The sequence below is a fragment of the Variovorax sp. GW821-FHT10D07 genome (assembly GCF_059415325.1).
Window position 1 is genome coordinate 191,641 of record NZ_JBWKMZ010000007.1, and the last position, 22,262, is coordinate 213,902.

25 protein-coding genes are annotated in these 22,262 nt (G+C 68.2%); 16 read left to right on the top strand and 9 right to left on the bottom strand.

Features of this window, described 5'->3' with window-relative positions; translation table 11 throughout:
• The first annotated feature begins 9 nt into the window (after positions 1–9).
• The 3 genes from map to AC07PU_RS21420 all read left to right on the top strand — a co-directional run bounded on the left by map (position 10) and on the right by AC07PU_RS21420 (position 2,972).
• Complete coding sequence (map, locus tag AC07PU_RS21410) at positions 10–801, top strand: type I methionyl aminopeptidase (protein WP_495320295.1); 792 nt, start codon at positions 10–12, stop codon at positions 799–801.
• A 123-nt stretch (positions 802–924) separates the two neighbouring features.
• Positions 925–1,227, top strand: coding sequence for a hypothetical protein (locus AC07PU_RS21415; RefSeq protein ID WP_208508180.1), 303 nt, complete (start codon positions 925–927; stop codon positions 1,225–1,227).
• Positions 1,227–2,972, top strand: a complete 1,746-nt coding sequence (locus tag AC07PU_RS21420) for a RecQ family ATP-dependent DNA helicase (protein ID WP_495320297.1) — start codon at positions 1,227–1,229, stop codon at positions 2,970–2,972. The genes AC07PU_RS21415 and AC07PU_RS21420 overlap by 1 nt, the downstream gene beginning before the upstream one ends.
• Here the strand turns inward: AC07PU_RS21420 and AC07PU_RS21425 are convergent.
• Positions 2,944–4,023: a YihY/virulence factor BrkB family protein gene (locus AC07PU_RS21425; protein ID WP_495320299.1), complete on the bottom strand. Its 1,080-nt coding sequence runs from the start codon at positions 4,021–4,023 to the stop codon at positions 2,944–2,946. The two genes, AC07PU_RS21420 and AC07PU_RS21425, sit on opposite strands and share 29 nt — an antisense overlap.
• A 176-nt stretch (positions 4,024–4,199) precedes the next feature.
• On the opposite strand from AC07PU_RS21425, the gene AC07PU_RS21430 reads away from it, so the two are divergent.
• Positions 4,200–4,538, top strand: a complete 339-nt coding sequence (locus tag AC07PU_RS21430; RefSeq protein ID WP_495320301.1) for a hypothetical protein — start codon at positions 4,200–4,202, stop codon at positions 4,536–4,538.
• A 13-nt stretch (positions 4,539–4,551) separates the two neighbouring features.
• Here AC07PU_RS21430 and AC07PU_RS21435 read toward each other — a convergent pair whose 3' ends face one another.
• Genes AC07PU_RS21435 through AC07PU_RS21455 form a run of 5 tightly spaced genes read right to left on the bottom strand, consistent with a single transcriptional unit; the run spans position 4,552 to position 9,626 of the window.
• Complete coding sequence (locus AC07PU_RS21435; RefSeq protein ID WP_495320303.1) at positions 4,552–5,544, bottom strand: Bug family tripartite tricarboxylate transporter substrate binding protein; 993 nt, start codon at positions 5,542–5,544, stop codon at positions 4,552–4,554.
• A 33-nt stretch (positions 5,545–5,577) separates the two neighbouring features.
• Entirely contained in the window at positions 5,578–6,378 is an 801-nt protein-coding gene (locus AC07PU_RS21440) for an enoyl-CoA hydratase-related protein (protein WP_495320305.1), read from the bottom strand.
• Positions 6,375–7,718: a CaiB/BaiF CoA transferase family protein gene (locus AC07PU_RS21445; RefSeq protein WP_495320307.1), complete on the bottom strand. Its 1,344-nt coding sequence runs from the start codon at positions 7,716–7,718 to the stop codon at positions 6,375–6,377. The genes AC07PU_RS21440 and AC07PU_RS21445 overlap by 4 nt, the downstream gene beginning before the upstream one ends.
• A 25-nt stretch (positions 7,719–7,743) precedes the next feature.
• Positions 7,744–8,655 (bottom strand): transcriptional regulator GcvA, encoded by a 912-nt coding sequence (gene gcvA / locus AC07PU_RS21450; protein ID WP_490875266.1) that lies wholly within the window; start codon positions 8,653–8,655, stop codon positions 7,744–7,746.
• A 5-nt stretch (positions 8,656–8,660) separates the two neighbouring features.
• The gene (locus tag AC07PU_RS21455; protein ID WP_495320309.1) at positions 8,661–9,626 is read right to left on the bottom strand and encodes an AraC family transcriptional regulator; all 966 of its coding nucleotides are present in this window, start codon (positions 9,624–9,626) and stop codon (positions 8,661–8,663) included.
• A 136-nt stretch (positions 9,627–9,762) separates the two neighbouring features.
• Here AC07PU_RS21455 and AC07PU_RS21460 point away from each other — a divergent pair, with 136 nt between their 5' ends.
• Complete coding sequence (locus tag AC07PU_RS21460; RefSeq protein ID WP_495320311.1) at positions 9,763–10,605, top strand: oxidoreductase; 843 nt, start codon at positions 9,763–9,765, stop codon at positions 10,603–10,605.
• Here the strand turns inward: AC07PU_RS21460 and AC07PU_RS21465 are convergent.
• Positions 10,596–11,321 (bottom strand): FadR/GntR family transcriptional regulator, encoded by a 726-nt coding sequence (locus AC07PU_RS21465; protein ID WP_203207964.1) that lies wholly within the window; start codon positions 11,319–11,321, stop codon positions 10,596–10,598. The two genes, AC07PU_RS21460 and AC07PU_RS21465, sit on opposite strands and share 10 nt — an antisense overlap.
• An 89-nt stretch (positions 11,322–11,410) precedes the next feature.
• Between AC07PU_RS21465 and AC07PU_RS21470 the strand changes: the two genes are divergently transcribed.
• The 4 genes from AC07PU_RS21470 (at position 11,411) to AC07PU_RS21485 (ending at position 14,025) form a co-directional block, all read left to right on the top strand.
• Complete coding sequence (locus tag AC07PU_RS21470; protein ID WP_495320313.1) at positions 11,411–12,097, top strand: RraA family protein; 687 nt, start codon at positions 11,411–11,413, stop codon at positions 12,095–12,097.
• Positions 12,098–12,153: 56 nt separating this feature from the next.
• Entirely contained in the window at positions 12,154–12,954 is an 801-nt protein-coding gene (locus AC07PU_RS21475) for a transporter substrate-binding domain-containing protein (RefSeq protein WP_093352892.1), read from the top strand.
• A gap of 95 nt (positions 12,955–13,049) precedes the next feature.
• Positions 13,050–13,646: an ABC transporter ATP-binding protein gene (locus AC07PU_RS21480; protein ID WP_495320316.1), complete on the top strand. Its 597-nt coding sequence runs from the start codon at positions 13,050–13,052 to the stop codon at positions 13,644–13,646.
• Positions 13,647–13,866: 220 nt separating this feature from the next.
• Positions 13,867–14,025: a hypothetical protein gene (locus tag AC07PU_RS21485; protein WP_398501418.1), complete on the top strand. Its 159-nt coding sequence runs from the start codon at positions 13,867–13,869 to the stop codon at positions 14,023–14,025.
• 114 nt (positions 14,026–14,139) lie between these two features.
• On the opposite strand, the gene AC07PU_RS21490 is transcribed toward AC07PU_RS21485, so the two are convergent.
• Entirely contained in the window at positions 14,140–16,563 is a 2,424-nt protein-coding gene (locus AC07PU_RS21490; RefSeq protein WP_495320318.1) for a catalase, read from the bottom strand.
• A gap of 190 nt (positions 16,564–16,753) precedes the next feature.
• On the opposite strand from AC07PU_RS21490, the gene AC07PU_RS21495 reads away from it, so the two are divergent.
• Genes AC07PU_RS21495 through AC07PU_RS21510 form a run of 4 tightly spaced genes read left to right on the top strand, consistent with a single transcriptional unit; the run spans position 16,754 to position 18,327 of the window.
• Positions 16,754–17,506: a Crp/Fnr family transcriptional regulator gene (locus AC07PU_RS21495; RefSeq protein ID WP_495320320.1), complete on the top strand. Its 753-nt coding sequence runs from the start codon at positions 16,754–16,756 to the stop codon at positions 17,504–17,506.
• A complete protein-coding gene (locus tag AC07PU_RS21500) occupies positions 17,499–17,717 on the top strand; it encodes a hypothetical protein (RefSeq protein ID WP_495320322.1) in 219 nt (72 codons plus the stop codon). The genes AC07PU_RS21495 and AC07PU_RS21500 overlap by 8 nt, the downstream gene beginning before the upstream one ends.
• A gap of 7 nt (positions 17,718–17,724) precedes the next feature.
• Positions 17,725–18,075, top strand: coding sequence for a hypothetical protein (locus AC07PU_RS21505; RefSeq protein WP_495320324.1), 351 nt, complete (start codon positions 17,725–17,727; stop codon positions 18,073–18,075).
• A gap of 39 nt (positions 18,076–18,114) precedes the next feature.
• Positions 18,115–18,327, top strand: a complete 213-nt coding sequence (locus AC07PU_RS21510; protein ID WP_495320326.1) for a hypothetical protein — start codon at positions 18,115–18,117, stop codon at positions 18,325–18,327.
• Positions 18,328–18,366: 39 nt separating this feature from the next.
• Here the strand turns inward: AC07PU_RS21510 and AC07PU_RS21515 are convergent, their stop codons facing one another.
• Positions 18,367–18,696 (bottom strand): hypothetical protein, encoded by a 330-nt coding sequence (locus tag AC07PU_RS21515; RefSeq protein ID WP_495320328.1) that lies wholly within the window; start codon positions 18,694–18,696, stop codon positions 18,367–18,369.
• Between the two features lie 182 nt (positions 18,697–18,878).
• Here AC07PU_RS21515 and AC07PU_RS21520 point away from each other — a divergent pair, with 182 nt between their 5' ends.
• From AC07PU_RS21520 to AC07PU_RS21530, 3 genes are all read left to right on the top strand, one after another.
• A complete protein-coding gene (locus AC07PU_RS21520) occupies positions 18,879–19,682 on the top strand; it encodes an alpha/beta fold hydrolase (protein ID WP_495320330.1) in 804 nt (267 codons plus the stop codon).
• Positions 19,679–20,815, top strand: coding sequence for a PAS domain-containing sensor histidine kinase (locus tag AC07PU_RS21525; protein ID WP_495320332.1), 1,137 nt, complete (start codon positions 19,679–19,681; stop codon positions 20,813–20,815). Before AC07PU_RS21520 ends, AC07PU_RS21525 begins: the two co-directional genes overlap by 4 nt.
• Before the next feature lie 181 nt (positions 20,816–20,996).
• Positions 20,997–22,256 (top strand): PQQ-dependent sugar dehydrogenase, encoded by a 1,260-nt coding sequence (locus AC07PU_RS21530; protein WP_495320334.1) that lies wholly within the window; start codon positions 20,997–20,999, stop codon positions 22,254–22,256.
• Positions 22,257–22,262: the final 6 nt, after the last annotated feature.

Genomic DNA, 22,262 nt, shown 5'->3' on the forward strand with positions numbered 1-22,262 from the left:
TGAGTACCCATGGCATCCGGCATCCACATCAAGTCCCCCGAAGAGATCGAGAAGGCGCGCCAGGCCGGCCGGCTCGCGGCCGAAGTGCTCGCCATGATCGAGCCGCACGTGGTGCCGGGCGTGAGCACCGAAACGCTCGACCGCATCTGCCACGACTACATCGTGAACGTGCAGGGCCTCATCCCGGCCAACGTGGGCTACCAGGGGTATCCGAAGACCATCCTCACCTCGGTCAACCAGGTGGTGTGCCACGGCATTCCCTCGCCCGACAAGATCCTGAAGAAGGGCGACATCGTCAACATCGACGTGGCCGTGATCAAGGACGGATGGTTCGGCGACACCAGCCGCATGTACTTCGTCGGCGCGCCCAGCGTGCTCGCGCGCCGGCTGGTGGAAACGACCTACGAGGCGATGCGCGCCGGCATCCTCGCCGTCAGGCCCGGCGCCACGCTGGGCGACGTCGGCCATGCGATCCAGTCGGTGGCGCAGCGCGAGCATTTCGGCGTGGTGCGCGAGTTCTGCGGCCACGGCATCGGGCAGGTCTACCACGAGGACCTGCAGGTGCTGCACTACGGACGCCGCGGCGAGGGCCTGCGGCTCGTGCCCGGCATGGTGTTCACGATCGAGCCGATGCTCAACGCGGGCGGGCGCGAGATCCGGCACTTGCCCGATGGGTGGACGGTGGTGACCAAGGATCGGTCGCTGTCGGCGCAGTGGGAACACATGGTGGCCGTGACGCCAGAGGGCCATGAGGTGCTCACGCGCTGGCCCGATGGGACCGGGAGCTACCCACCGGTCTGAGGCGCCTGTCGAGGCGACCCGCATCCGTAGACATCGATGGCGGCCCGGATGCGCGAATCTCCTACTTCCGCCGCGTCCGATGGCTCCCAGTCTGTGCATCTGTCTCTCAAGGAAACGACGCACATGGCAACCAGCAGCATCCTCGGCGGCGAGCACGCCCCGACCGCCCCCAAGGGCACCGACGCCGACGCCCTCGGCCCCAGCGATTCCAGCGACAGCGGCAGCGATGCCGCGGGCGACGATCGCGCCGTCATCGACGGCGGCGAGGAGCCGGCGACCAACGCGGACATCCTGCCCGACCGCGTGGGCGTCTTTCCGGACGCCGCGACGGAAGTCGCCGACGCCGTCGACGATCCCGAAGCGCTGACTCCCGAGGAACTTGCCGACGAGAACGACGGCGAGGACGACGACGAAGAGACCGCCTGATGCCAGGCGTTCCCGATGCGGCCGCGCGCCTGAAGCACACGCTGCGCCATGTGTTCGGCCATGCCCGCCTGCGCGCGGGCCAGGCCGAGGTCATCGAGCGCGTGATGGCGGGCCGCTCGACCCTGGCCGTGATGCCCACGGGCGCCGGCAAGTCGCTGTGCTACCAGCTGCCGGCCCTGCTGCTCGAGGGCCGCACGCTGGTGGTGTCGCCGCTCATCGCATTGATGAAGGACCAGTGCGACAAGCTGCGCGCGCTGGGCATCGCCGCCGTGCAGGTCAACAGCGCACTGGGCGCCGAAGAGCTGGAACGGGCCGAACAGGCGATCGACGACGGCAGCGCGCGCATCGTGCTGGTCACGCCCGAGCGGCTGTCGGACCCCGCGTTCGTGCGGCGCTTGTCGACCCATCCCGTGGCGCTGGTCGCGGTCGACGAAGCGCATTGCATTTCCCAATGGGGCCACGACTTCCGGCCCGCCTTCCTCGAGATCGGCCCGGCCGTCCGCGCGCTCGGCGGCCCGCCCGTGCTAGCGCTCACGGCCACCGCGGGCGAGGAGGTGGCGGCGGACGTCATGAAGAACCTGGGCATTCCGCGCGCCGGCCTGATCGATACCGGCGCCTACCGCGCCAACCTGCAGTTCGCGGTCGAGCAGATGACGCACGAGCCGGATCGCCAGCGCCGCATCGTCGAACTGGTGCGCGAGGAGGCCGGCAGCGGCATCGTCTACGCCGCCACGGTGAAGGCCGCGCAGGAGGCCTTCGATGCCTTGAAGGCGGCCGATCAATCGGTCGCGCTCTATCACGGCAAGCTCGGCGCGCGCGAGCGCGCCGAGGCGCAGGAAGCGTTCATGGCGGGCAGCGTGCGCGTGATGGTCGCGACCAATGCCTTCGGCATGGGCATCGACAAGCCCGACATCCGCTTCGTCGTGCACTGCCAGATGCCGTCGAGCCTGCATGCCTACTACCAGGAGGCCGGCCGTGCGGGCCGCGATGGCGAGCGCGCGCGCTGCGTGCTGCTGTTCCATGCCAAGGACCGGTCGGTGCAGCAGTTCTTTCTCGCGGGCCGCTATCCGCAGCTCGAGGACCTCGATGCCGTGTACCGGCAACTGCTCGCGGAGCCGCCCGCGCCCGAGGGCTGGACCGCCGCGCACCTGCTCGATGCGCTGGAGCGTCCGCGCACGCGCATGCAGGCGGCGATCGCCTTGCTGCGGCAGCAGAAGCTGCTGGCCATCGACCGGCGCGGGCGCATCTCGCTGCGCCAGGCGATGGCCGAGCGTGCCGACTTCGGCGCGATGCTCGATGGCTACAAGGCGCGGCGCGAGCAGGACCGCGAGACCCTCGAACGCATGCTCGCCTATGCGCAGTCGGGCCAGTGCCGCTGGCAGCTGCTGCTCGACGACCTCGATCCCTCGGCCACCGCCAAGCGCTGCGGCACCTGCGACAACTGCCGGCGCATCGCGGCCCACGAAGCCGCGATGGCGCAGCCCATCGTGGTGAGCGAGAAGACCGCCAAGGTCGCGACGCGCGAGCGGGTGCCCTTTGCCGAGAGCGATCCGGTGAAGGTCAAGCGCTTCGGCGCCGGTGTCGTCGTGTCGTCGACCGACGGGATGGTCACGGTGGCTTTCGAGGATGGCAGCCGGCGCTGCTTCCATCCCGACTACGTGAGCCGGCGGCGCGCGTCGCGCAAGAAGCCCGCCGCACTCGCGATGGCTGGCGCCGCTAGCTTCGCGGCACCCGTGCCGGCCTGATCCGCCGCATCGCAACCGCCATGAACAGCGCGCCGCCGGCGAACATGGCCAGGGGCGCTGCCAGCCCGCGCGGTGCGCGCCGGACGTCCGCGGCCGGCACGCGCACGCTCGGGCCCAGGCTGTCCGTGCCCACTTCCGCCTGCCGCGCAGCTTCTTGCGTGGCCGCCTGCGCCTTGCTCGCGGCGACCGACCCGTGGGCATTGGCATAGACCTTGGTGAACTCCGCGCCCAACAGGAAGATCTGCGCCGCGTAGTAGACCCACGCCAGCAGCACCACCAGCGAGCCCGCGGCCGCGAAGGATTCGTTGACGCCGCTCTTGCCGAGGTACAGGCCGATCAGCACCTTGCCGATCTCGAACAGCACCGCGGTCACGCCGGCGCCGACCCACACGTCGCGCCAGGCGATCGGCGCGCTCGGCATGAACTTGAAGATCATCGCGAACAGCACGGTGAGGATCGCGAGCGAGACGAGGACGTTGAGGCCCTGCAGCAGCGCCTCCCATCCCGGCAGCAGCGCGGCGCTCCAGCTTCCCAGCGCGGCCAGCGCCGCGCTCACCACGAGCGAGACCATGAGCAGGAACGCGAGGCCGAGGATCAGTCCGAACGACAGCACGCGCGCGCGCAGGATGCCCCACACGCCCTGCGGCTTCACGCGCTCGGGCACATGCCAGATGCGGTCGAGCGCGCTCTGCAGTTCGGCGAAGACCGTGGTGGCACCGACCACCAGCACGACGATGCTGATCGCGCCGGCCACCAGCCCGCGCGAGGGTTCGCTGGCGCTGCGGATCAGCCCCTGCACCGCCAGCGCGCCTTCCGCGCCGATCAGGCCCGAGAGCTGCGCCGCGATCTGGCCCTGCACGGCTTCGGCGCCGAACAGCGCGCCGGCCACCGCGATCACGATCACCAGCAGCGGCGCCAGCGAGAACATCGTGTAGTACGAGATCGCCGCGCCCATGCTCGGCGCGAAATCGTCGATCCATGCCATCACGGCGTCCTTGCACAGGCTGAGAAGACCGGGCGAGCGGGCGGTGCGGGTCGAAGAGGAGGCCATGGCCGGCACCGTGCCCGCGCCCTCGCTCGCCGGCCGTAGGAAACCGGCGGCTCATGGCGTGGGTCGCGCGGCGTGCGTGTTGGCTGACAGGGGAGGGCGCGGATGCCCCACCTGGGCCGGTGCGGCATGGCGGTTCATTGAAGTCTTCTCTTCACCACTTCACGAAAGTCTTCTACATGAACCGAATCACCCGAATCCTTTGCGCTAGCAGTTTCGCGCTGGCCGTCGTGCCCGCCCTGGCCCAGTCCGGTGGCAGCGGCGGCGGCGGCGGCGGGCCGGGCCTGAACAGCTCGGACAGCGTCGCGACGCAACCGAAGAATGGCGGCACCTCGGCCACCACCCAGCCTTCCGCGACCAGCCAGGGCAATTCGATGTCGGGTGGCAACCTGAACCCGCAGGGCAAGGCGTCGAACCAGAAGGCGCGCCCGGGCACGAACTCGTCGATGGGTTCGAAGGCGGGCGAGAACCCCAACACGCAAACCACCGGACAGGGCCGGACGACCAGCCCTCAGTAAGCCGGCGCGTGGGTCACTCCGGCTCGATGCCGGCGGCCTTGATGACCTCGCTCCATCGGCGCGACTCGGTGGCCTGGAATCTCGCAAGCTCCTCGGGCTCCGTCGTCCACGCGGAGGCGCCCGAGGCCCGCAGGAAGCTTTGGGTCCTGGGCTCGCCGACCGCCGCTGCCAACGCCTCGCGCAGTTTCGACACCACGGGCGCGGGCGTGGTGGCCGGTACGTAGGCGGCGAACCAGTAGCCGAGGTCGTAGCCCTTGATGCCCGACTCGTCGAAGGTGGGCACGCCGGCGAGCGCCGGCACCCGCCTGGCCGACGATACGGCGATCGCGCGCAGGCGCCCGCCCTCGATCTGCGGAATGCCGGTCACGGTGTCAACGATCATCATGTCGAGCTGCCCGCCGATGAGGTCGGTCATGGCGCTGGGGTTGCTGCGATAGGGCACGTAGAGCAGGTCCGTGCCGCTCATCTGCTTGAACATCTCGCCGGCGATGCGGCTCGACGAGTTGCCAGCGCCGAACGAGAGCTTGCCCGGTGCCGCGCGCGCGGCGGCGATGACGTCGGCGAGGCTCTTCAGGCGCGAATCCGGACGTACCACGAGCACCATGCCGCCGCGGCCCAGGCCCGTCACCGGCTTGAAGTCCTTCACGGGATCGTAGGGAAGCTTCTTGAACAGGTGCGGGTTCGCGACCTGCGTGGTGTTGGTCGTGATCAGCACCGTGTAGCCGTCGCCCGCGGCCCGGGCCACCTCCTGGCTCGCGATGAGCCCGCTCGCGCCGCCCTTGTTCTCGACGACGACCGGCTGCTTGAGGCGCTCCGCGACGGTGGCGCCGACCGCCCGCGCGAGCTGGTCGGTGGCGCTGCCCGCGCCGAATGGAACGACGAGGACGATCGGCTTGCTCGGATAGGGGGCGGCTTGCGCCCACACGGCGTGCATCGCCATCGTCGCGGCCGCGAGGACGCAGGCCGCACGGACGAGGCGGAAAAGCTGGCTGGTGGTCTTGTTCATCTGCTTGTCTCCTGTCTTGCTCGTTCTCGGTGGCTACCGGGCGCCGCGCTCGTTCGCGAGGAAGCCGCGCACCGCGTTCTTGTGCTCGTCGCCGCACAGCAGGATGGCCTGCATCGAGGCCGCCTGCTCGAGTGCGCCGGCCAGCGTCGACTGGCTGGCGTCGCGAACGAGTCGCTTGGCCATGCGCATGCCATGCGGCGGGTTCCTTGCGATCCGCTCGGCGAGCCTGCGTGCTTCCTCCTGGAGCTGGCCCGCGCCGAACACCTGGGAAACGACGCCCAGGCGCAGGGCGGTCTGCGCGTCGATGAACTCGCTCGTCAGCGTGAGCTCCATGGCCTTCGACAGGCCGACGAGGCGCGTCAGGAACCAGGCGCCGCCGATGCCCGACACCAGCCCGAGGCGCAGGAAGCTCTCGGAGAAGCGCGCCTCTTCGCTGCACAGGCGCACATCGCACATGAGCGACAGGTCGAAGCCCGCGCCGATCGCGAGGCCGTTGACCGCGGCGATGACCGGCACCTCGATGCGGTGGACCGCATGCGTGATGCGATGCAGGCGCTGGAGCAGCCGTTCGCGCACCTGCGTCGTGCTGCCCGCCATCAGGTCGGTGCCGTCGCGCATGTCGTTGACGTTGCCGCCGGTGCAGAAGTTCTTGCCGCTGGCGCACAGCACCACGCAGCGGACCTCCTCGTGCGCATTGACGCGCTCGAGCGCATCGGCGAGCGCCGAGGTCATCGCGAGGTTCAGCGCGTTGCCGGTGGCGGCGGACTGCATGGTGATCGTGAGAACGGGGCCGTCGATGCGCGATGCGACGAGGTCGGAAGGGGAGGAGGTCATGCGGCGATGCTTCGGGAGGGAGTGATGGGGGTGGCGGGGGTGGCGATCGCGCCGCAGCGCAACAGCGCGTCGATCTCTTCGTCGGGGATGCCGTAGGCCGCGAGCACCGCCGCGGAGTGCTGTCCCACGAGCGGTGGCGGTGTGGCGCGCACGCCATCGCCGCCTGGGTTTCCGATCGCGAATCCGGGCATGCGCACCGCGCCGGCGATCGGATGCTCGATCACGGTTTCGACGCCGCTGCTGCGGTACTGGAGCGAGGACGTGACTTCCGCATAGCCGGCGATCGGCGCGCAGAGGATGTCCACCGCTTCGAGCGTCGAGAGCCAGGCCTCGGTGGGCCGCTGCTGGAACGCCGCGGCCAGTTGCTGGAACAGCGCATCGCGATGCCCGACCCGCGACACGTTGTCCGCGAACAGCGGATCCTTCTCGAGCGCGGGCTGGCCGATGGCATGGCAAAGCGCGCTCCATCGCTCGGGCTGGTAGGCCGCCACCATGATCCAGCCATCGGCGGTCGGAAAGGCTTCGTTCGGTGCCGCATACGGTGCGGCGCTTCCGCTTTTGCCGGGCTCGATGCCGCTGGCGAGGAAGGACGCGAGTCCCACCTGCTGGAGCATCAGCGTGGCGTTGTAGAGGCTGACGTCGATGTGCTGGCCCTCGCGTCCCTGCCGCACCGGAACGAGCGCACCGAGGATCGCGATGGTCGCCAAGTAGCCGGTCGCCATGTCGGCGATGGGGCTCGGGACTTTCGAGGGCGGCGACCCCGCCGGGCCGAGGGTGCTCATCAAGCCCGCGACCGCCTGGATGATTCCGTCGACGCCGGCCTTGCCACTCGAAGGACCGTGCTGCCCGTAGGCCGAGATCGAGCAGTAGACCAGCGAGGGATTGGCGTCGCGCACGCTGTCGAAGTCGAGACTGAATCGCTTCATCACGCCGGGCCTGAAGCTCTCGACGACCACGTCCGCGGAGGCCATCAGGCGCCGCACGAGGTCGCGGCCCTGCGGTGTCTTGAGGTCGACCGCGAGGCCCTGCTTGTTGCGGTTCACGCTGAGCGAGATCACGCTCTCGCCGTGGATCCAGGGCGGGCCGATGCGCCGTCCCATCTCGCCTTCGGGCGACTCGATCTTGACGACCTCGGCGCCGAGATCGCCGAGCAGCATGCCGCACAACGGACCCGCGACGACGTGCGAGAAGTCGAGCACGCGCAGCCCGGCCAAACTGGTTCCCAACATCTGTTCTTGCCTCTTGTTCTCGAAGCCGGCGGTATGCCGGCGCCCACCCTCAGGGGGTGGTTTCAACGAGGCTCGAGAATAGAAATCGGCTGCCCGGCGGGCAAACGACATTTGCTGCCGAGGCTTTGACTTTTTGTTAAAGCGCCGAGGGCACCGCAGTGCTCGACGCGGCGACCGCGTCCGCCAGCCAGCGCCGGAATGCGGCCAGCTCGACCGACTCGTCGCGCTCGCGGGGCGAGGCGAAGTAGTAGGTGTGGTCGCCGCGATCGAGCGCGAGCCCGAACGGCATCACCAGCCTTCCCTCGGCGAGGTCCTTCTCGACCAGCGCCTTCTGCGCCATGGCCACGCCATGCCCCTCGACCGCCGCCTGGTAGGACAGCAGCGAGGTCTCGTACTTCATGCCCTGGTAGGCGTTGACGCCAGGCGCGCCGGCCGCGCGCAGCCACAGCGCCCAGTCGTCGATGCGCGCGAGCGAGTGCAGCAGCGTCTCGGAGGCCAGCGCGCGCGGCTCCCGCGGAACGGCGGCGCCCGCGCGCGGCGCCATCACCGGCACGAGTTCGTTCGGCACCAGCTTCTGCACGATCAGCCGCGGCCAGTGGCCGTCGCCGAGTTCGATGCCGGCGTCGATGTCCTCCCGGCTGAAGTCCAGCGGTGCCGCCGATGCGGTCAGCTGGACGTCGATGCCCGGGTGCAGCTGATGGAAGCCCGCGAGCCGCGGAATCAGCCAGCGCACCGCGAAGGTGGCCGGCGAGCGGATCCGCAGCACGCGCCGCCGGTAGCCGCCGCCCATCGCGGCGTTGGTGGTCTCCCGCAAGGCCATGAAGAGGGGCGTGATCTCCGACAGGTATTTCGCGCCCGCGGGCGTGAGAGACAGGCCGCCATGCTCGCGCCGGAACAGCTGGAAGTTCAGGAACTCCTCGAGCACGCGGATCTGCCGGCTGACGGCCGCCGGTGTCACGAACAGTTCCTCGGCCGCCTTCGAGATGCTCAGGAGGCGCCCCGCGGCCTCGAACATCTTCAGCGGGTTGAGCGGTGGAAGCGGCGTCATGGTCTTCAGTGCGCGGCCACGTACAGCGCATGCGGCGAGGGATCGGGCCGCGCGAACGCCTCGCGCATGCGCGCGGCCTCCTCGGCCGGGCCGCGGCCGAACATGCGCTTGAACTCGCGGCTGAACTGCGAGGGGCTTTCGTAGCCCACCTGCGCGCTGGCATGCGCGGCCGTGACCTGGTGGCGGGCCATGATCAGCCGGGCCTGGTGCAGGCGCGTGGTCTTCAGGTACTGGATCGGCGAGGTCGACGTGACGGCCTTGAAGTGCGCGTGGAACGAGGTGGGGCTCATGCCGGCCTCGTCGGCGAGACCGTCGATGTCGAGCTTCTGGTCGAAGCGCGCATGGATGGTGCGGATGGCCTTCGCGATCTTGCCGAAGTGGCCCTGGCGCGTGAGCGAGGCCCGGATGGCGCTGCCCTGCTCGCCGGTGAGAACGCGGAAGTAGATCTCGCGAACCAGGTCGGGGCCGAGGATGGGCGCCTCGAGCGGCGAGTTCATTGCCTCGAGAAAGCGCAGCACGGCGCGGGCCAGGCGTTCGTCCATCGGGGTCGACATCAGGCCCTTGGGCGCCGCGCCTTCGGCCAACCCGTGTTCGTCGAGCTTCATCATCAGCTCCGCCGCGACCTGGAAGTCGAGGCGGAAGTAGATCGCCAGCAGCGGCTCCTGCGCCGAGGCGTCCGTATCCATCGAGAAGGGAACCGGCACCGACACGGCCAGGTAGTGCTGCGCGTCGTAGAGGTAGACCTCGTCGCCGAGGAAGCCGCGCTTGCGGCCCTGCAGCACGATGACGATGCCGGGCTCGTAGAGCACCGGCGCGCGGGCCAGCGGCCGGTCGGACCGGAGGATCCGGACATCGGGCAGCACGGTCAGGTTGTAGCCTTCGATCGGCGCCAGGGGCTGCACCAGATCGACCATCTGCCGCTGCACATGGGAGACCTTCGGCGGTGCGTTGCGTGGACGAGCGTCGTTCATGGGAGCCGCGAATCTGCCACAGCCGGGCCGCCGGGTCCACGGCTTCGTAGTTTTAGGCAAGCCATGTGTGCGACTCGGCATATCGCGACCGTGCTGCGATTTCTACGATCGGTGCCTGATCTTCAAGGAGCCGACCATGACACAGACCACACTCAAAACCTTCCTCATCACGGGCGTCAACTCGGGATTCGGAAAAGCCTTCGCGGCAGCCGCCCTCGCGCAGGGGCACACGGTGCTCGGCACCGTGAGGAGCGAAAGCAACAAGGAAGCCTTCGAGCGCGGCGTGCCCGGGCGAGCGCATGCCGTGGTGCTCGACGTCACCGACTTCGAGGCGATCGAGCGTTCCGTTCCCCAGCTGCTTGCCGAGCACGGGCCCATCGACGTGCTGGTCAACAACGCGGGCTATGGGCACGAGGGCACGCTCGAGGAGTCCAGCCTGGCGGAGATGCAGCGCCAGTTCGACGTGAACGTCTTCGGCGCGGTCGCGATGATCAAGGCCGTGCTGCCCTCGATGCGCACGCGCCGCCGCGGCCACATCATCAACATCACCTCGATGGCCGGCTACATCACCATGCCCGGCATCGCCTACTACTGCGGCAGCAAGTTCGCGCTCGAGGGCATCTCCGAAGTGCTCGGCAAGGAGGTCGCGGGCTTCGGCATCCATGTCACCGCCGTCGCGCCAGGCTCGTTCCGTACCGACTGGGCCGGGCGCTCGATGGTGCGTTCGGAGCGCAGCATCGCGGACTACGACGCGCTCTTCGATCCCATCCGCGAGGCCAGGCAGGCCAAGAGCGGGGCCCAGATCGGCGATCCCGTGAAGGCGGCGCAGGCGCTGCTCGCGCTGGTCGATGCGCCGAATCCGCCGGCGCATCTGCTGCTGGGCACCGATGCGCTGGGGCTCGTGCGCGCCGGTCTCGCGGCGACGTCCGGGGAGATCGATGCCTGGGAAGCGGTGACGCGCTCGACCGATCACGCCTGAGGTTCGCGCAGCAGCGCGTGCAGCGCCGCCGCCATGTGGGCCTGCATGGCGGCCGCGGCGCCGGCCACGTCGCCTTCGCAGATGCGGGCCACCAGCTCGGCGTGGCCATCCTGCACCTGCTGCAGGCTCTTGCGCGTCTTGCGCCGCTCCATGCCCTGGCGCGACAGCGATTCCAGCGACGCGCGGATCGAGCCGATCATCTGCCACAGCAGGGGATTGCCGCTGGCGCGCGCGATCTCGACGTGCAGTTCGGTGTCGAGCGCCGCATAGGTGGCCGGGTCGCGCAGGCAGCCCTGCATGCGGGTCACCAGCGCCGTCATGCGCTCGATCTGGGCCGGCTGCCGGCGCGCGGCCGCGAGCGCCGCCGACTGGCCTTCCAGCGCCGCGCGCACGGCCATCAGGTCCTCGGTGGAGTTGTCGAGCACCTGCAGCGCGCGCGCGAAGTAGATCGACATCGCGGTGGCGTCGAGGTCGCGCCGGATGATCGGGCTCTTGCCGTTGGCGATGTCGACCACCCCCATGCCCTTGAGCGTGCGCAGCGCCTCGCGCACCACGGGCCGGCTCACGCCGAGGATCTCGGCCAGCCGGCCTTCGCCGGGCAGCGCGGCACCGGGTGCCAGCCGCGAGCGCTCGATGTAGCCCAGCAGGCTCTGCACGGCCTGCTCCGAGAGCGGCACGCGCTCGAGCTTGTCCAGGACGAAGGGGTGGGCGGTCATCGCTACCTATCATATAGGGTGAGAGCTTGCGAGCCCGACCCGCGCCCCGTTCAATCAGGCCATTGATCGACTGACTGAACGAGACAAGCATGTGGAAAGACGATGACGAGCTGTTCCAGCTCATGAAGACCAAGCTGTTCCCCGCCGTCGTGGGCGACATCCTCGACACCATGGGGCTGCTGCGGCAGTTCCTGCCGCCGGCCATCCGGCCGGTGGAGCGCTCGATGGTGATCGCGGGCCGCGCGATGCCGGTGCTCGAGACCAACTGCTTCGCGCGTACCGAGCCCGAGGGCAAGACGCCGCTGAGCCGCCAGCCCTTCGGGCTGCTGTTCCAGGCGCTCGACGACCTGAAGCCCTACGAGGTCTATGTCGCGACCGGCTGCGCGCCGCAGTTCGCGCTCTGGGGCGGGCTCATGACGACGCGCGCCCAGCATCTGAAGGCGGCGGGCGCGGTGCTCGACGGCTATTCGCGCGACACCAACGAGGTGCTGGAGCTGGGCCTGCCGGTCTTCTCGCTCGGCGGCTATTCGCAGGACCAGGGCCCGCGCGGCAAGGTCGTCGACTACCGCGTGCCGGTGGAGATCCAGGGCGTGCGCGTGCGTCCGGGCGACATCGTCTTCGGCGACCAGGACGGCGTGCTGATCGTGCCGAAGGAGGCCGAGGTCGAGGCCTTCCGCCGCGCGCTCGAGAAGGCCAGCACCGAGAACGCGGTGCGCACCGCCATCCGCAACGGGATGAGCACGGTCGAGGCCTTCGAGACCTTCGGCGTGATGTGACGAGACCGCCTCGTCCTCTCATCGTGCCCTGCCGACCCATTCACAAGGAGACTCACATGTTCGATTCGATGTCGCGCCGGCAGCTGCTGGCGGTCGCGGCCGGTGCCGCCATGGCCGGCCTGTCCGGCGCCGCCGTGGCGCAAAGCGCCGCGGAAATCCAGAAGAAGGGCCAGCTCACGATCGGGCTGCTCGTGGACTTTCCGCCCTACGGCACCACCAATGCGCAGAACCAGCCCGACGGCTACGACGCCGATGTCGCGCGGCTGCTGGCCAAGGACCTCGGCGTCAAGCTCAACCTCGTGCCCGTCACCGGCCCCAACCGCATCCCGTTCCTGTTGACGAACAAGGTCGACCTGCTCGTCGCCTCGCTAGCGATCACGCCCGAGCGCGCCAAGCAGGTCGACTTCTCGGCGCCTTATGCGACCGCCACCGTGATCCTGTATGGCGCGAAGAAGGTCGACATCAAGAGCGCGGCCGACCTCAAGGGGCGGCGCATCGGCGTGGCGCGCGCGAGCGTGCAGGACGTGGCGCTGACCGCCATGGCGCCCGAGGGCACCGAGATCCGCCGCTTCGACGACGATGCCTCGGGCATGCAGGCGCTGATCTCCGGCCAGGTCGATGCGATCGGCTGTTCCACCACCGTCGCCGCGCAGATCGCCAAGCGCGTGCCGCCCGACACCTACGAGAAGAAGTTCACCGTGCGCGAGCAGGTCATGGCCATCGCCATGCGGCCCGGCCAGGCCGAGCTGAAGAAGACGCTCGACGAGTTCGTCGCGCGCAACCGCGCGAATGGCGAGCTCAACAAGCTCTATCAGAAGTGGCTGGGGACGGACTTTCCGGTGATTGCGGCGTCCTGAGATCGTCGACCCGACGGGCGCGGCGCGCGCCGGTTTTGCGGTAGGGTCGAGGCATGAACCCAGCGTCGACCGCGCCCATCCTCGTCATCAAGAACTTGAGCTTCGCCTACCCCCGTCGGCCTGCGCTCCTGTCCGCCTGGAGCGCCAGCATCGGCGCCGGGCTGACCCAGCTCTACGGTGGCGACGGGAGCGGCAAGTCGACGGTCCTCCGGCTGCTTGCGGGGAAGCTTCGCGGCGAAGGCCAGCTGGACCTCGCGGGAGCGCGCCTGGACCACGACCCCGACACCTATGGCCGGAACGTGTTCTTCGTCGACCCGGAGACCGACGCCTTCAATGACATCTCGGCGACGCAGTGCACCGCGTCGTTGAGTGCCGGCGATCCAGGCTTCGATGAAGCGAAGTGGCGCGCTCTCGTGGAGGGCTTCTCCCTGACGCCGCACCTCGAGAAGCCGATGTACATGCTCTCCACCGGGTCGAAGCGAAAGGTCTGGCTGGCGGCTGCCCTCGCGTCGGGACGCGCACTCACCTTGCTCGACGAACCCACCGCGGCGCTCGATGCCAATTCGATTCGCTTCCTGTGGCGTACCCTCTCCGAGAGCGCTGGCCGGGACGACCGCGCGATCGTGATCGCAAGCGCCGAGCGAATCGATGCGGTACCGCTGTCGGGTTGGATCGAGCTGCCCTCATCGTGAGGCAACGCTCGGTGGTCGGTGCCGATCGAACACCGATCACGCGATTGGCAACCCCACCTTTGGGGGATACGGCAAAGAACATCGTGCCCCGGGCTTTTGCGAAAATCCGCACATGCTTCTTTCTCCACCGAGCGGTACGGACCGCGTACAGGGCCTCGCGGCGCGGCTTGGCTGCACAGTGGCCGAACACTGCGAGCCCTATGGACAATCCAAACCCGCCGTGTTGGGCAGCCTCTCCGGGCTCGCGTTGACGCTCAAGGAATTCGGCGGGCGCTGGGACCGGGTGGAACGGGTCTACGTGTTCGCCAACTGGCCCATGCTCGAGGCGGCGCTCGAGTACTGCGTGAGAAACAAGGACGAAGCACGCGTGCCGGTGTGAACGGCACGCGCTCTTGCCGCGCGGGAATGTCGAATCCGATCATGGTCCCGCCGCGGGAGGCCTCGGCAGAGGTCACCAGGGACTCGCGCGCCATCTCGGCGCGACGAGCACGCATCAGTTCTTCGGCGGATCGTTCTCGCGTTCGAAATGGCGCAGCGGCATGGCGGCGATGAAGGCCGCGATCGCCGCATCCGCGTCGGCGGCGTCCGCGAGGACCAGCCCCGCATCCGCCGAACCGTCGGGCAGCGCCAGCGGGATCTGAGCCTCGGCCAGCAGGGCTTCCGAGGCGCCGAAGGCCAGGATCGTCTTGCAGTGCCAGTACTGCGCGCGCAGGAACTCGAGCGTGTGGGCATCGGCGTCCAGGGCTTCCACCGCCGCGGCGCCATCGGGCAGGACGAGCGCATCGAACAGGAAGCCCGGCGAGTTCTCCATCGTGGCGTCCGCCTCGAAGCGCTCGCCCGCGGCGCCGCTGTAGGTTCCGAGCCTTGCGGCAACGAGGCGCGGCACGGCACCAGCCTCGACCAGTGCGCTGATCAGCTTCGCGAGCGACGTTCCTTCCACGCCATGCGCGATCAGGATCGCCACCTTGCGCGTGCGGATGCCGCCATCGCCCGGCCGGGCCAGCAGGGACAGCGGCGGCGACACCTCGACCTCGGGCCGAGCCGGGTTCTCGAGCGCCCTGGGCAGTGGCGTGGGCAGTGCCATGCCCAGGTCCTGAGCGAGCCGCGCCGCCAGTTCGGGCGATGCATTCGCGAGACTGGCGACCACGCGCTCGCGGATCGCGGGCACCGTCACCTTCGACAACTCGAAGCGGAACGCGTTGCCGATGTGGGCTTTCTCGACGTCCGACTGGCTCTCGAAGAACAACCGTGCTTGGGTGTAGTGGTCGGCGAACTTCTCGGGCTTGATGCGCACCTTGTCCGCGCTCTCCTTCGCATCGAGGCGCTTGGCGACGCTGGTGAAGCCCTGCGCGGCGCCGGCCTGGAACGGGCAGCCGCCCGCCAGCGAGTTCGGCTCGTAGGCGACACGGCCGCGGTGGATGGCCTGGCGGTGCATGCCGTCGCGCTGGTTGTTGTGGACCTGAGCGATCGGTGCGTTGATCGGCAGCTCGTGGAAGTTCGGCCCGCCCAGGCGGCTGATCTGCGTGTCCACGTAGGAGTGGATCCGGCCCGCGAGCAGCGGGTCGTTGGTGAAGTCCAGGCCGGGCACGATGTGCGCGGTGCAGAAGGCCACCTGCTCCGTCTCGGCGAAGAAGTTGTCGGGGTTCCGGTTGAGCACCATGCGCCCGACGATCTGCACCGGCACCAACTCCTCGGGGATCAGCTTGGTCGCGTCAAGGATGTCGAAGCTGAACTGCTCGGCCTGTTCCTCGGTGAAGATCTGCAAGCCCAGTTCCCACTCCGGATACTCGCCGGCCTCGATCGCCTCCCACAGGTCGCGGCGATGGAAGTCCGGGTCGGCGCCCGAGATCTTCACGGCCTCCTCCCACACCAGAGAGTGGGTGCCGAGCTTGGGCTGCCAGTGGAACTTGACGAGGAAGGACTCGCCCGCGTCGTTGACGAGGCGGAAGGTATGGACCCCGAAGCCCTGCATCATCCGGTAGCTGCGCGGGATCGCGCGGTCCGACATCTGCCACATCAGCATGTGCGTCGACTCGGGCATCAGCGAGACGAAGTCCCAGAAGGTGTCGTGCGCGCTCGCGGCCTGCGGCATCTGGTGATGCGGCTCGGGCTTCACGGCATGGACGAGGTCGGGGAACTTGATCGCGTCCTGGATGAAGAACACCGGCATGTTGTTGCCGACCAGGTCCCAGTTGCCTTCGTCGGTGTAGAACTTGACGGCGAAGCCGCGCACGTCGCGTGCCGTGTCCTTGGAGCCGCGTTCGCCCGCCACGGTCGAGAAGCGCACGAACACCGGCGTGATCTTTCCGGCCTCCTTGAAAGGCGCGGCCTTGGTGTACTTCGTCAGCGGCTCGTAGGCTTCGAAAAAGCCGTGCGCGCCCGAGCCACGCGCATGCACGATGCGCTCGGGGATGCGCTCGTGGTCGAAGTGCGTGAGCTTCTCGCGCAGGATGAAGTCCTCGAGCAGCGCCGGCCCGCGCGCGCCGGCCTTCAGGGAGTTCTGGTTGTCGGCGATCGGCACGCCCTGGTTGGTGGTGAGCGCCTGGCCCGAAGAGTCCACCCGCACGCGGTCCAGCGAATCGATGGTTGCGTTCATGCCCTCGGGCGCCGCACTGCCTGTCTTGGCCGAGGCATTGGCCTCCGACAGCGTGCTGCCTGTGGGCAATCGCGATGCCGGTGTGGCGGTCGCGCCGACAGGCGCGGACTGTGCGTTCACCAAGCCATGCTCGAGCGCCTTGTTCGGATTGGCGGGCATGGCGGCGGCGAGCGCCTGTGCATCGATCATCTTCTGCGCGGGAAGGTCGCCCTTCCCCGCGGCCGCGGGCGCCGGTGCAGCAGGACCGCTGTCCGTGTTGCGTGCCGCCGCGCGCGCCGCGTCGAGGTTGGCAACGGAAGGGGTGGCTTTTTTCTTGGACATGGGGGTGGGGCCTCGCGTGGAGATGGATCGTGGAAGGAGCGCGACTCTGAGCACCGGCGTCGACCCCGTGCGTAGGACAAAAACCTCTTTGACCCGAATTTGCCGCGCCGCGTTTTTGCGGCCTCAAACTTGATGCAGGTTAATGCGACGTGCCGCGATGCGGTGCACCATCCGATGTGAGGACTTCCCCATGCTGACCGAGAACGTACTTCGCAACCGTGCCGCAGAAATCTCCAACGCCGAACGCGACCTCCTGGAAGGCGCGATCTCCCATACGCAGACCTACACGGCCGGCAGCCTGGTCGTTCGCCAGGGGGTGCCGGTCGAGATCAGCACGCTGCTGGTGAAGGGACTTATGACGCGCCACGTCGATGCACCGGATGGCCGTCGCCACCCCGTGGCGCTGCATGTGCCCGGCGACTTCGTCGACCTGCATGCCTACGCCCTGAAGAAGCTCGACCACGATGTCGCCGCGTTGACGGACATCACCGTCGCGGTCTTTCGCCACGCTTCGCTCGCTGAGATTCAGGCTTCGGAGCCCGGTCTCGCGCGGCGGCTGTGGTTTCTCACGCTGCTGGACGCGGCGATGCACCGGCAGTGGATCTACAGGCTGGCAAGTCTCAACGCGGTGCAGCGCGTGTCGCACTTCCTTTGCGAGACCCATGCCCGCTTGCTGGCGATCGGCGCGTCCGAGGGCCACGCCTTCACGTTGCCCATGACACAGGCCGATATCGGCGAGGTCTGCAGCCTCACGAATGTTCACGTGAACCGCGTGTTGCGCGAGTTGCGCGAATCCGGCCTGTGCAATGTCCGCGGCGCGAACGTGCAGATTCTCGATCTGAAGGGCCTGGTCGACAAAGCGCGATTCGATCCTCACTATCTGTACCTCAACCCCCAGACTGCGGCACGCGCGGTCGACCACACCGGGAATCCCCATGACTGATCGCCGCACGATTCCCGGACCGCGCGAAGACGCCGGCCACGCCACTGCCGAGGACGGCGTGGTGATCCTGGATGGCCCCGATGGGGTGGCCGTGACGATGACGGCGGATGCTGCCGCCTTGACGGCGGAACGTCTCCACGCGGCCGCGCTGCAGGCGCGCGAGCAGTTGACCGCCGCGGGGCCTGGCGCCGAAGGCCAGCCGCGTGCGTAGAAAGGCATTGAACGAGCGCGAGCTGCGCGTGCTGGCCAGCATGAAGCTGCTTTCATATTTCGGGCAGCAGCAACTCCCCGCCGAATGCACGTCAAGGGATGACATCGAGCGGCTGCTCGGCTTGAACGCAGCGAACCTCATCAAGGCGAGCTTCGAGGCGCCGGTGCGGGAACGCTCGGGCGATGTCTACATCCCGCGCGCGGTCGTGATGGAAGTGACGGCGGAAGGGCATTCGGCATTGGCGCGCGCTCGGCGGCAGCAGCCCGAGCATTTCGACGACATGCCGGCACGGCGGCCGCGTGTGAGGCGCGCTTCCAAAGTAGCGGAAGTGCTTTTCCCAGAGGTGCCCGATTCCTGATCTATCCTCCGCGATCGCCGGAGGGACAGCAACATGCCCATGGACTTTCTTCGCCGTATCAAGGATTTCCAGTTTCCACTTGCGCTGCACGACGAGGCCGACATCCGCAATGCGATCGTGCTTGAGGCTGCGGGCCTGATCGAGGCGCAGCTTCCTTCGCCCGACTTGCCGCTGACGCAGGGCGCCTCGGTCATCTTCCGCATCACGCCCGAAGGCCGGGCCGCGATTTCGAAGGCCGAGCGATCGCAGTGACGACGAAGACGACGAGGCTGAGTCCGATGTCGCGCCAGGCTACCAGTTGCGCAGCGAAGCTTCCGGCTCGCTCGCGGACCAGTGCCTGGCCGAGCCGATCTGTCGCGGCCCTTCGCGCACATCGCTCGCCAGTTCCATCAGCGCAGCCATGCCGTCGGTCAATGCATGGTTCCAATGCCTGCAAGGCCGCTGGCTCGCCAGCAATTCGCGCCAGGTGGAGGGGTCGGCGCCTTGCTCCAGGAGCACCCAGTGGTAGCGGCCTGGGCGGGGTTCGATCACGTGGACGGAAATGCGCCGCAGCTGGCTCGCGGGCGCGTCGTCGGATGTCGGTGGATTGTCTTGTTCTGTGCCGTGGGCAGCATCGGCCATGCGTGTCTCTCGCGTCGTTGGGATGAATGAATGGAGCCTGGACACTCGGACCTCGCAGGGCTTCGTCACGTAGGCGCTCCGCGCTTCGCGCGGCAGGGCGTGGCGTACAGGGCGGTCAATGCCCGCCTGGCCCTGTGCCAGAATCATCGAGCGTTGCGTCGCGGCGCATCAATGGAGCGTCCATGAGCGTGCGAGAGCGCAACAACGTGCGCGTCGGTGGAGCCGGCGTCGATACGATCATCTTTGCCCACGGCTTCGGCTGTGATCTGAACATGTGGCGATTGCTCGAGCCGATCTATGCCACCCGGTACAGGACAGTCATGTTCGACCATGTGGGCGCCGGGGAGTCGGACCTGAGGGCCTACGAGGTGGAGAAGTACTCGACGCTCGAAGGCTATGCGCAAGACGTGGTCGAGATTGCCCGCGAGTTCGGTCAAGGTCGATCGATCTTCGTGGGCCACTCGGTCAGCGCGATGATCGGCATGCTTGCCGACCTGGCATCGCCAAGTCTGTTCGCCGGCCATGCAATGATCGGGCCGTCCCCGTGCTATGTGAACGACGGGCACTATGTGGGTGGGTTCTCGCGCGAGGATGTCGACTCGTTGCTCCGAACGCTCGAGGGCAACTACCTCGGGTGGTCGAGCAACATGGCGCCCGTCATCATGGGTGCCCCCGGACAGCCCGAGCTCGGGGCAGAGTTGTCCAACAGCTTCTGTCGCACCGACCCGGACATCGCGGCGCGCTTCGCTCGTGCGACCTTTCTCTCCGACCACCGCGCCGACCTTTCGCGGCTCACGACTCCCACGCTCATCCTCCAGTGCGACGACGACATCATTGCGCCGGTCGCCGTGGGTGAATACATGGCGCGCACCCTGCCGGACGCCGAGATGGTGGTCATCGACAACGTCGGCCACTGTCCGCACCTGAGCGCCCCCGGCGCGAGCGCCGAAGCGATCGACGCCTTTCTGGCGAGGCGAGGTCTTTGACTTCCCGAGGCGACGAGCTTCCCCGCGAGGAACCGGCGTCGCCCGACGACGCGGCCTGCGGGCTGCTGACCACCGATGCCAAGGGGCTGATCCTCGCGGCCAACAGGACGTTCTGCGATTGGGTCGGGATGGACAAGAGCGACCTGGTGCGCCGCAGGCGGATACAGGACCTGCTCACCATGGGCGGGCGAATCTTCCACCAGACGCACTGGCTGCCCTTGCTGCAGATGCAGGGCTCCGTTTCCGAGGTCAAGCTCGAAGTCAGCCATCGCGACGGCGCATTGCTTCCCATGATCTTCAACGCCGTGCGCCGCGAGCGCGGCGGCGCCGTCGTGCACGATCTGGCGCTGTTCGTCGCCCGCGACCGAGACGTGTACGAGCGCGAGCTGGTGGCTTCGCGCGAAGAACTCAGGATCCTGGTGCACGAGGCCACGCGGATGCAGGAGGAAGCCAAGGACCGGGCGCTGTTCGCCGAGCAGATGGTAGGTATCGTGAGCCACGATCTGCGCAATCCGCTGTCGGCCATCCATCTGGGGCTCATCGCCCTGTCGCGCAGTGAACTCACCTCGAACCAGATTCGGGTGCTTGGTCGCGTCTCGCGTTCGACCGAGCGCGCGCATCGGCTCATCGCCGATCTCCTGGACTTCACCGCCGCCCGCATCGGTCGCGGCCTGTCGGTTTCATTCAAGTCCATCGATCTCCATGGTGTCGTGGCGGAGGCCCTGGAGGAACTCGCCACCGCCTATACGGACCGTCGGATCACGCACGTCCAGAAAGGCGAGGGCAGTTGCCATGCCGATCCGGATCGGCTTTCGCAACTGCTGGGAAATCTCGTGTCGAACGCGATGGCCTACGGCGACCCCGGCCGCGAAATCGTCGTGACATCGCGCAGGGAGGACGACGGTCGCGCAGCCATCGAGGTTCACAACTTCGGGCCTCCGATCCCGGCCGATTCGCTGCCGCTGCTCTTTCAGCCCATGGTCCGTGGCAACCCGGGCGGCGCGGCGCGCAGTGTCGGCCTGGGGCTCTACATCGTCAGCAAGATCGCGGAGGCGCATGGCGGCGAAGTCAGCGCCACGTCGAGCGCTGCGGAGGGGACGAAGTTCACCGTGCGACTGCCGTCACGGCAATGACGAGGCGCGCCATCACCGGGTGGCCCTCGAACCCGCTGCCTGATTGAACGAAAGTTCTGCCGGCGCGCCTCAGGCGCCCTTTCGCTGGCTGAACGTCCTACGCCTGCTCGGGTGAAGCTCGGGCGCCTCGGACCCTGCTCGCCTTCTAGTTTGCCGAGGCGATCATTTCGGGGACCTACTCATGCACGCAGCTTCATTCTTCCGCACGGTGCTCGCACTGGGCACTCTTCATGTCGCGGGCGCGTGGGCACAGTTGCCGCCGGGTGACGGTCCGAACACGGTGTCCACCGTGATGCTTGAACCCTCACCGGTGAAGTTCGACGAATCGCTGCTCTCGCAGCTGAAGCTGCCTCCCGGCTTCAAGGTCGGCGTGTACGCCAAGGACATGCAGCATGTGCGCTGGCTGCAGGTGGCACCCAACGGCGACGTCTATGCAAGCCGTCCCAAGCAGGCCGACGTGCTGCTGCTGCGCGACACCGATCGCGACGGAAAGATGGACTCGCAACAGATCGTGGCGCAGAACATCAAGAATGTGCATGGGCTGCTGCTCAAGGATGGCAAGCTCTTCATGGCCAGCGACAAGAAGGTGCTGGTCGCCGATGTGCAGCCTGACGGCTCGCTGGCCCTGCCGCGGGTTCTCCTCGATGACCTGCCCGACGGATCGCAGCATCCCTATCGCACGCTGGCATCCGGTCCCGACGGTTTCCTGTACGTGACTGTGGGCTCGCAGTGCAACAACTGCGTGGAGACCAATCCCGAGGCCGCGACGGTCCTGCGCATGCGCCCCGACGGCAGCGCGCGCAGTGTGTACGCGCGTGGGCTTCGCAACACGCTGGGCTTTGCCTTCAGTCCGGTCGATGGCACGCTCTACGGCTTCGACCACGGCTCGGACGACCGTGGCGACGATGTGCCGCCCGAGGAACTCAACGCGATCCGGCCGAACCGTCACTACGGGTGGCCCTTCTGCTGGGGCGACAAGCAGGTCGACATGAAGCAGCAGAACGATCCCGAAGGATCGACCCGTGCCGACTTCTGCCCGACCACGGAGGCGCCGGCGCTCATGACTACGGCGCACTCCGCGCCTATCGGGCTGGTCTTCTATGGCGGCAGCCAGTTTCCCGCCGAGTATCGGAACAGTGCCTTCGTGGCGATGCGCGGCTCCTGGAACCGCGGACAGCCCAGCGGCTACAAGGTGGTGCGGGTGAGCTTCGACGCGGCGGGCAAGCCGCAGTCGATCGAGGACTTCGTCACCGGATGGCTGATGCCGACGCCGCCGGCCCCTCTGATGCAACCAGGTGCGGGACCCGCCGCCGAACAGGCGAAGGCGGCTCGGCCGGCCCAATTCGGACGGCTCGCCGGCCTGGCCGTGGCCGCCGACGGTTCCCTGCTGATCGCCGAGGACCAGAACGGCGTGATCTATCGCGTGAGCCATGCCCGCTGAAGGACC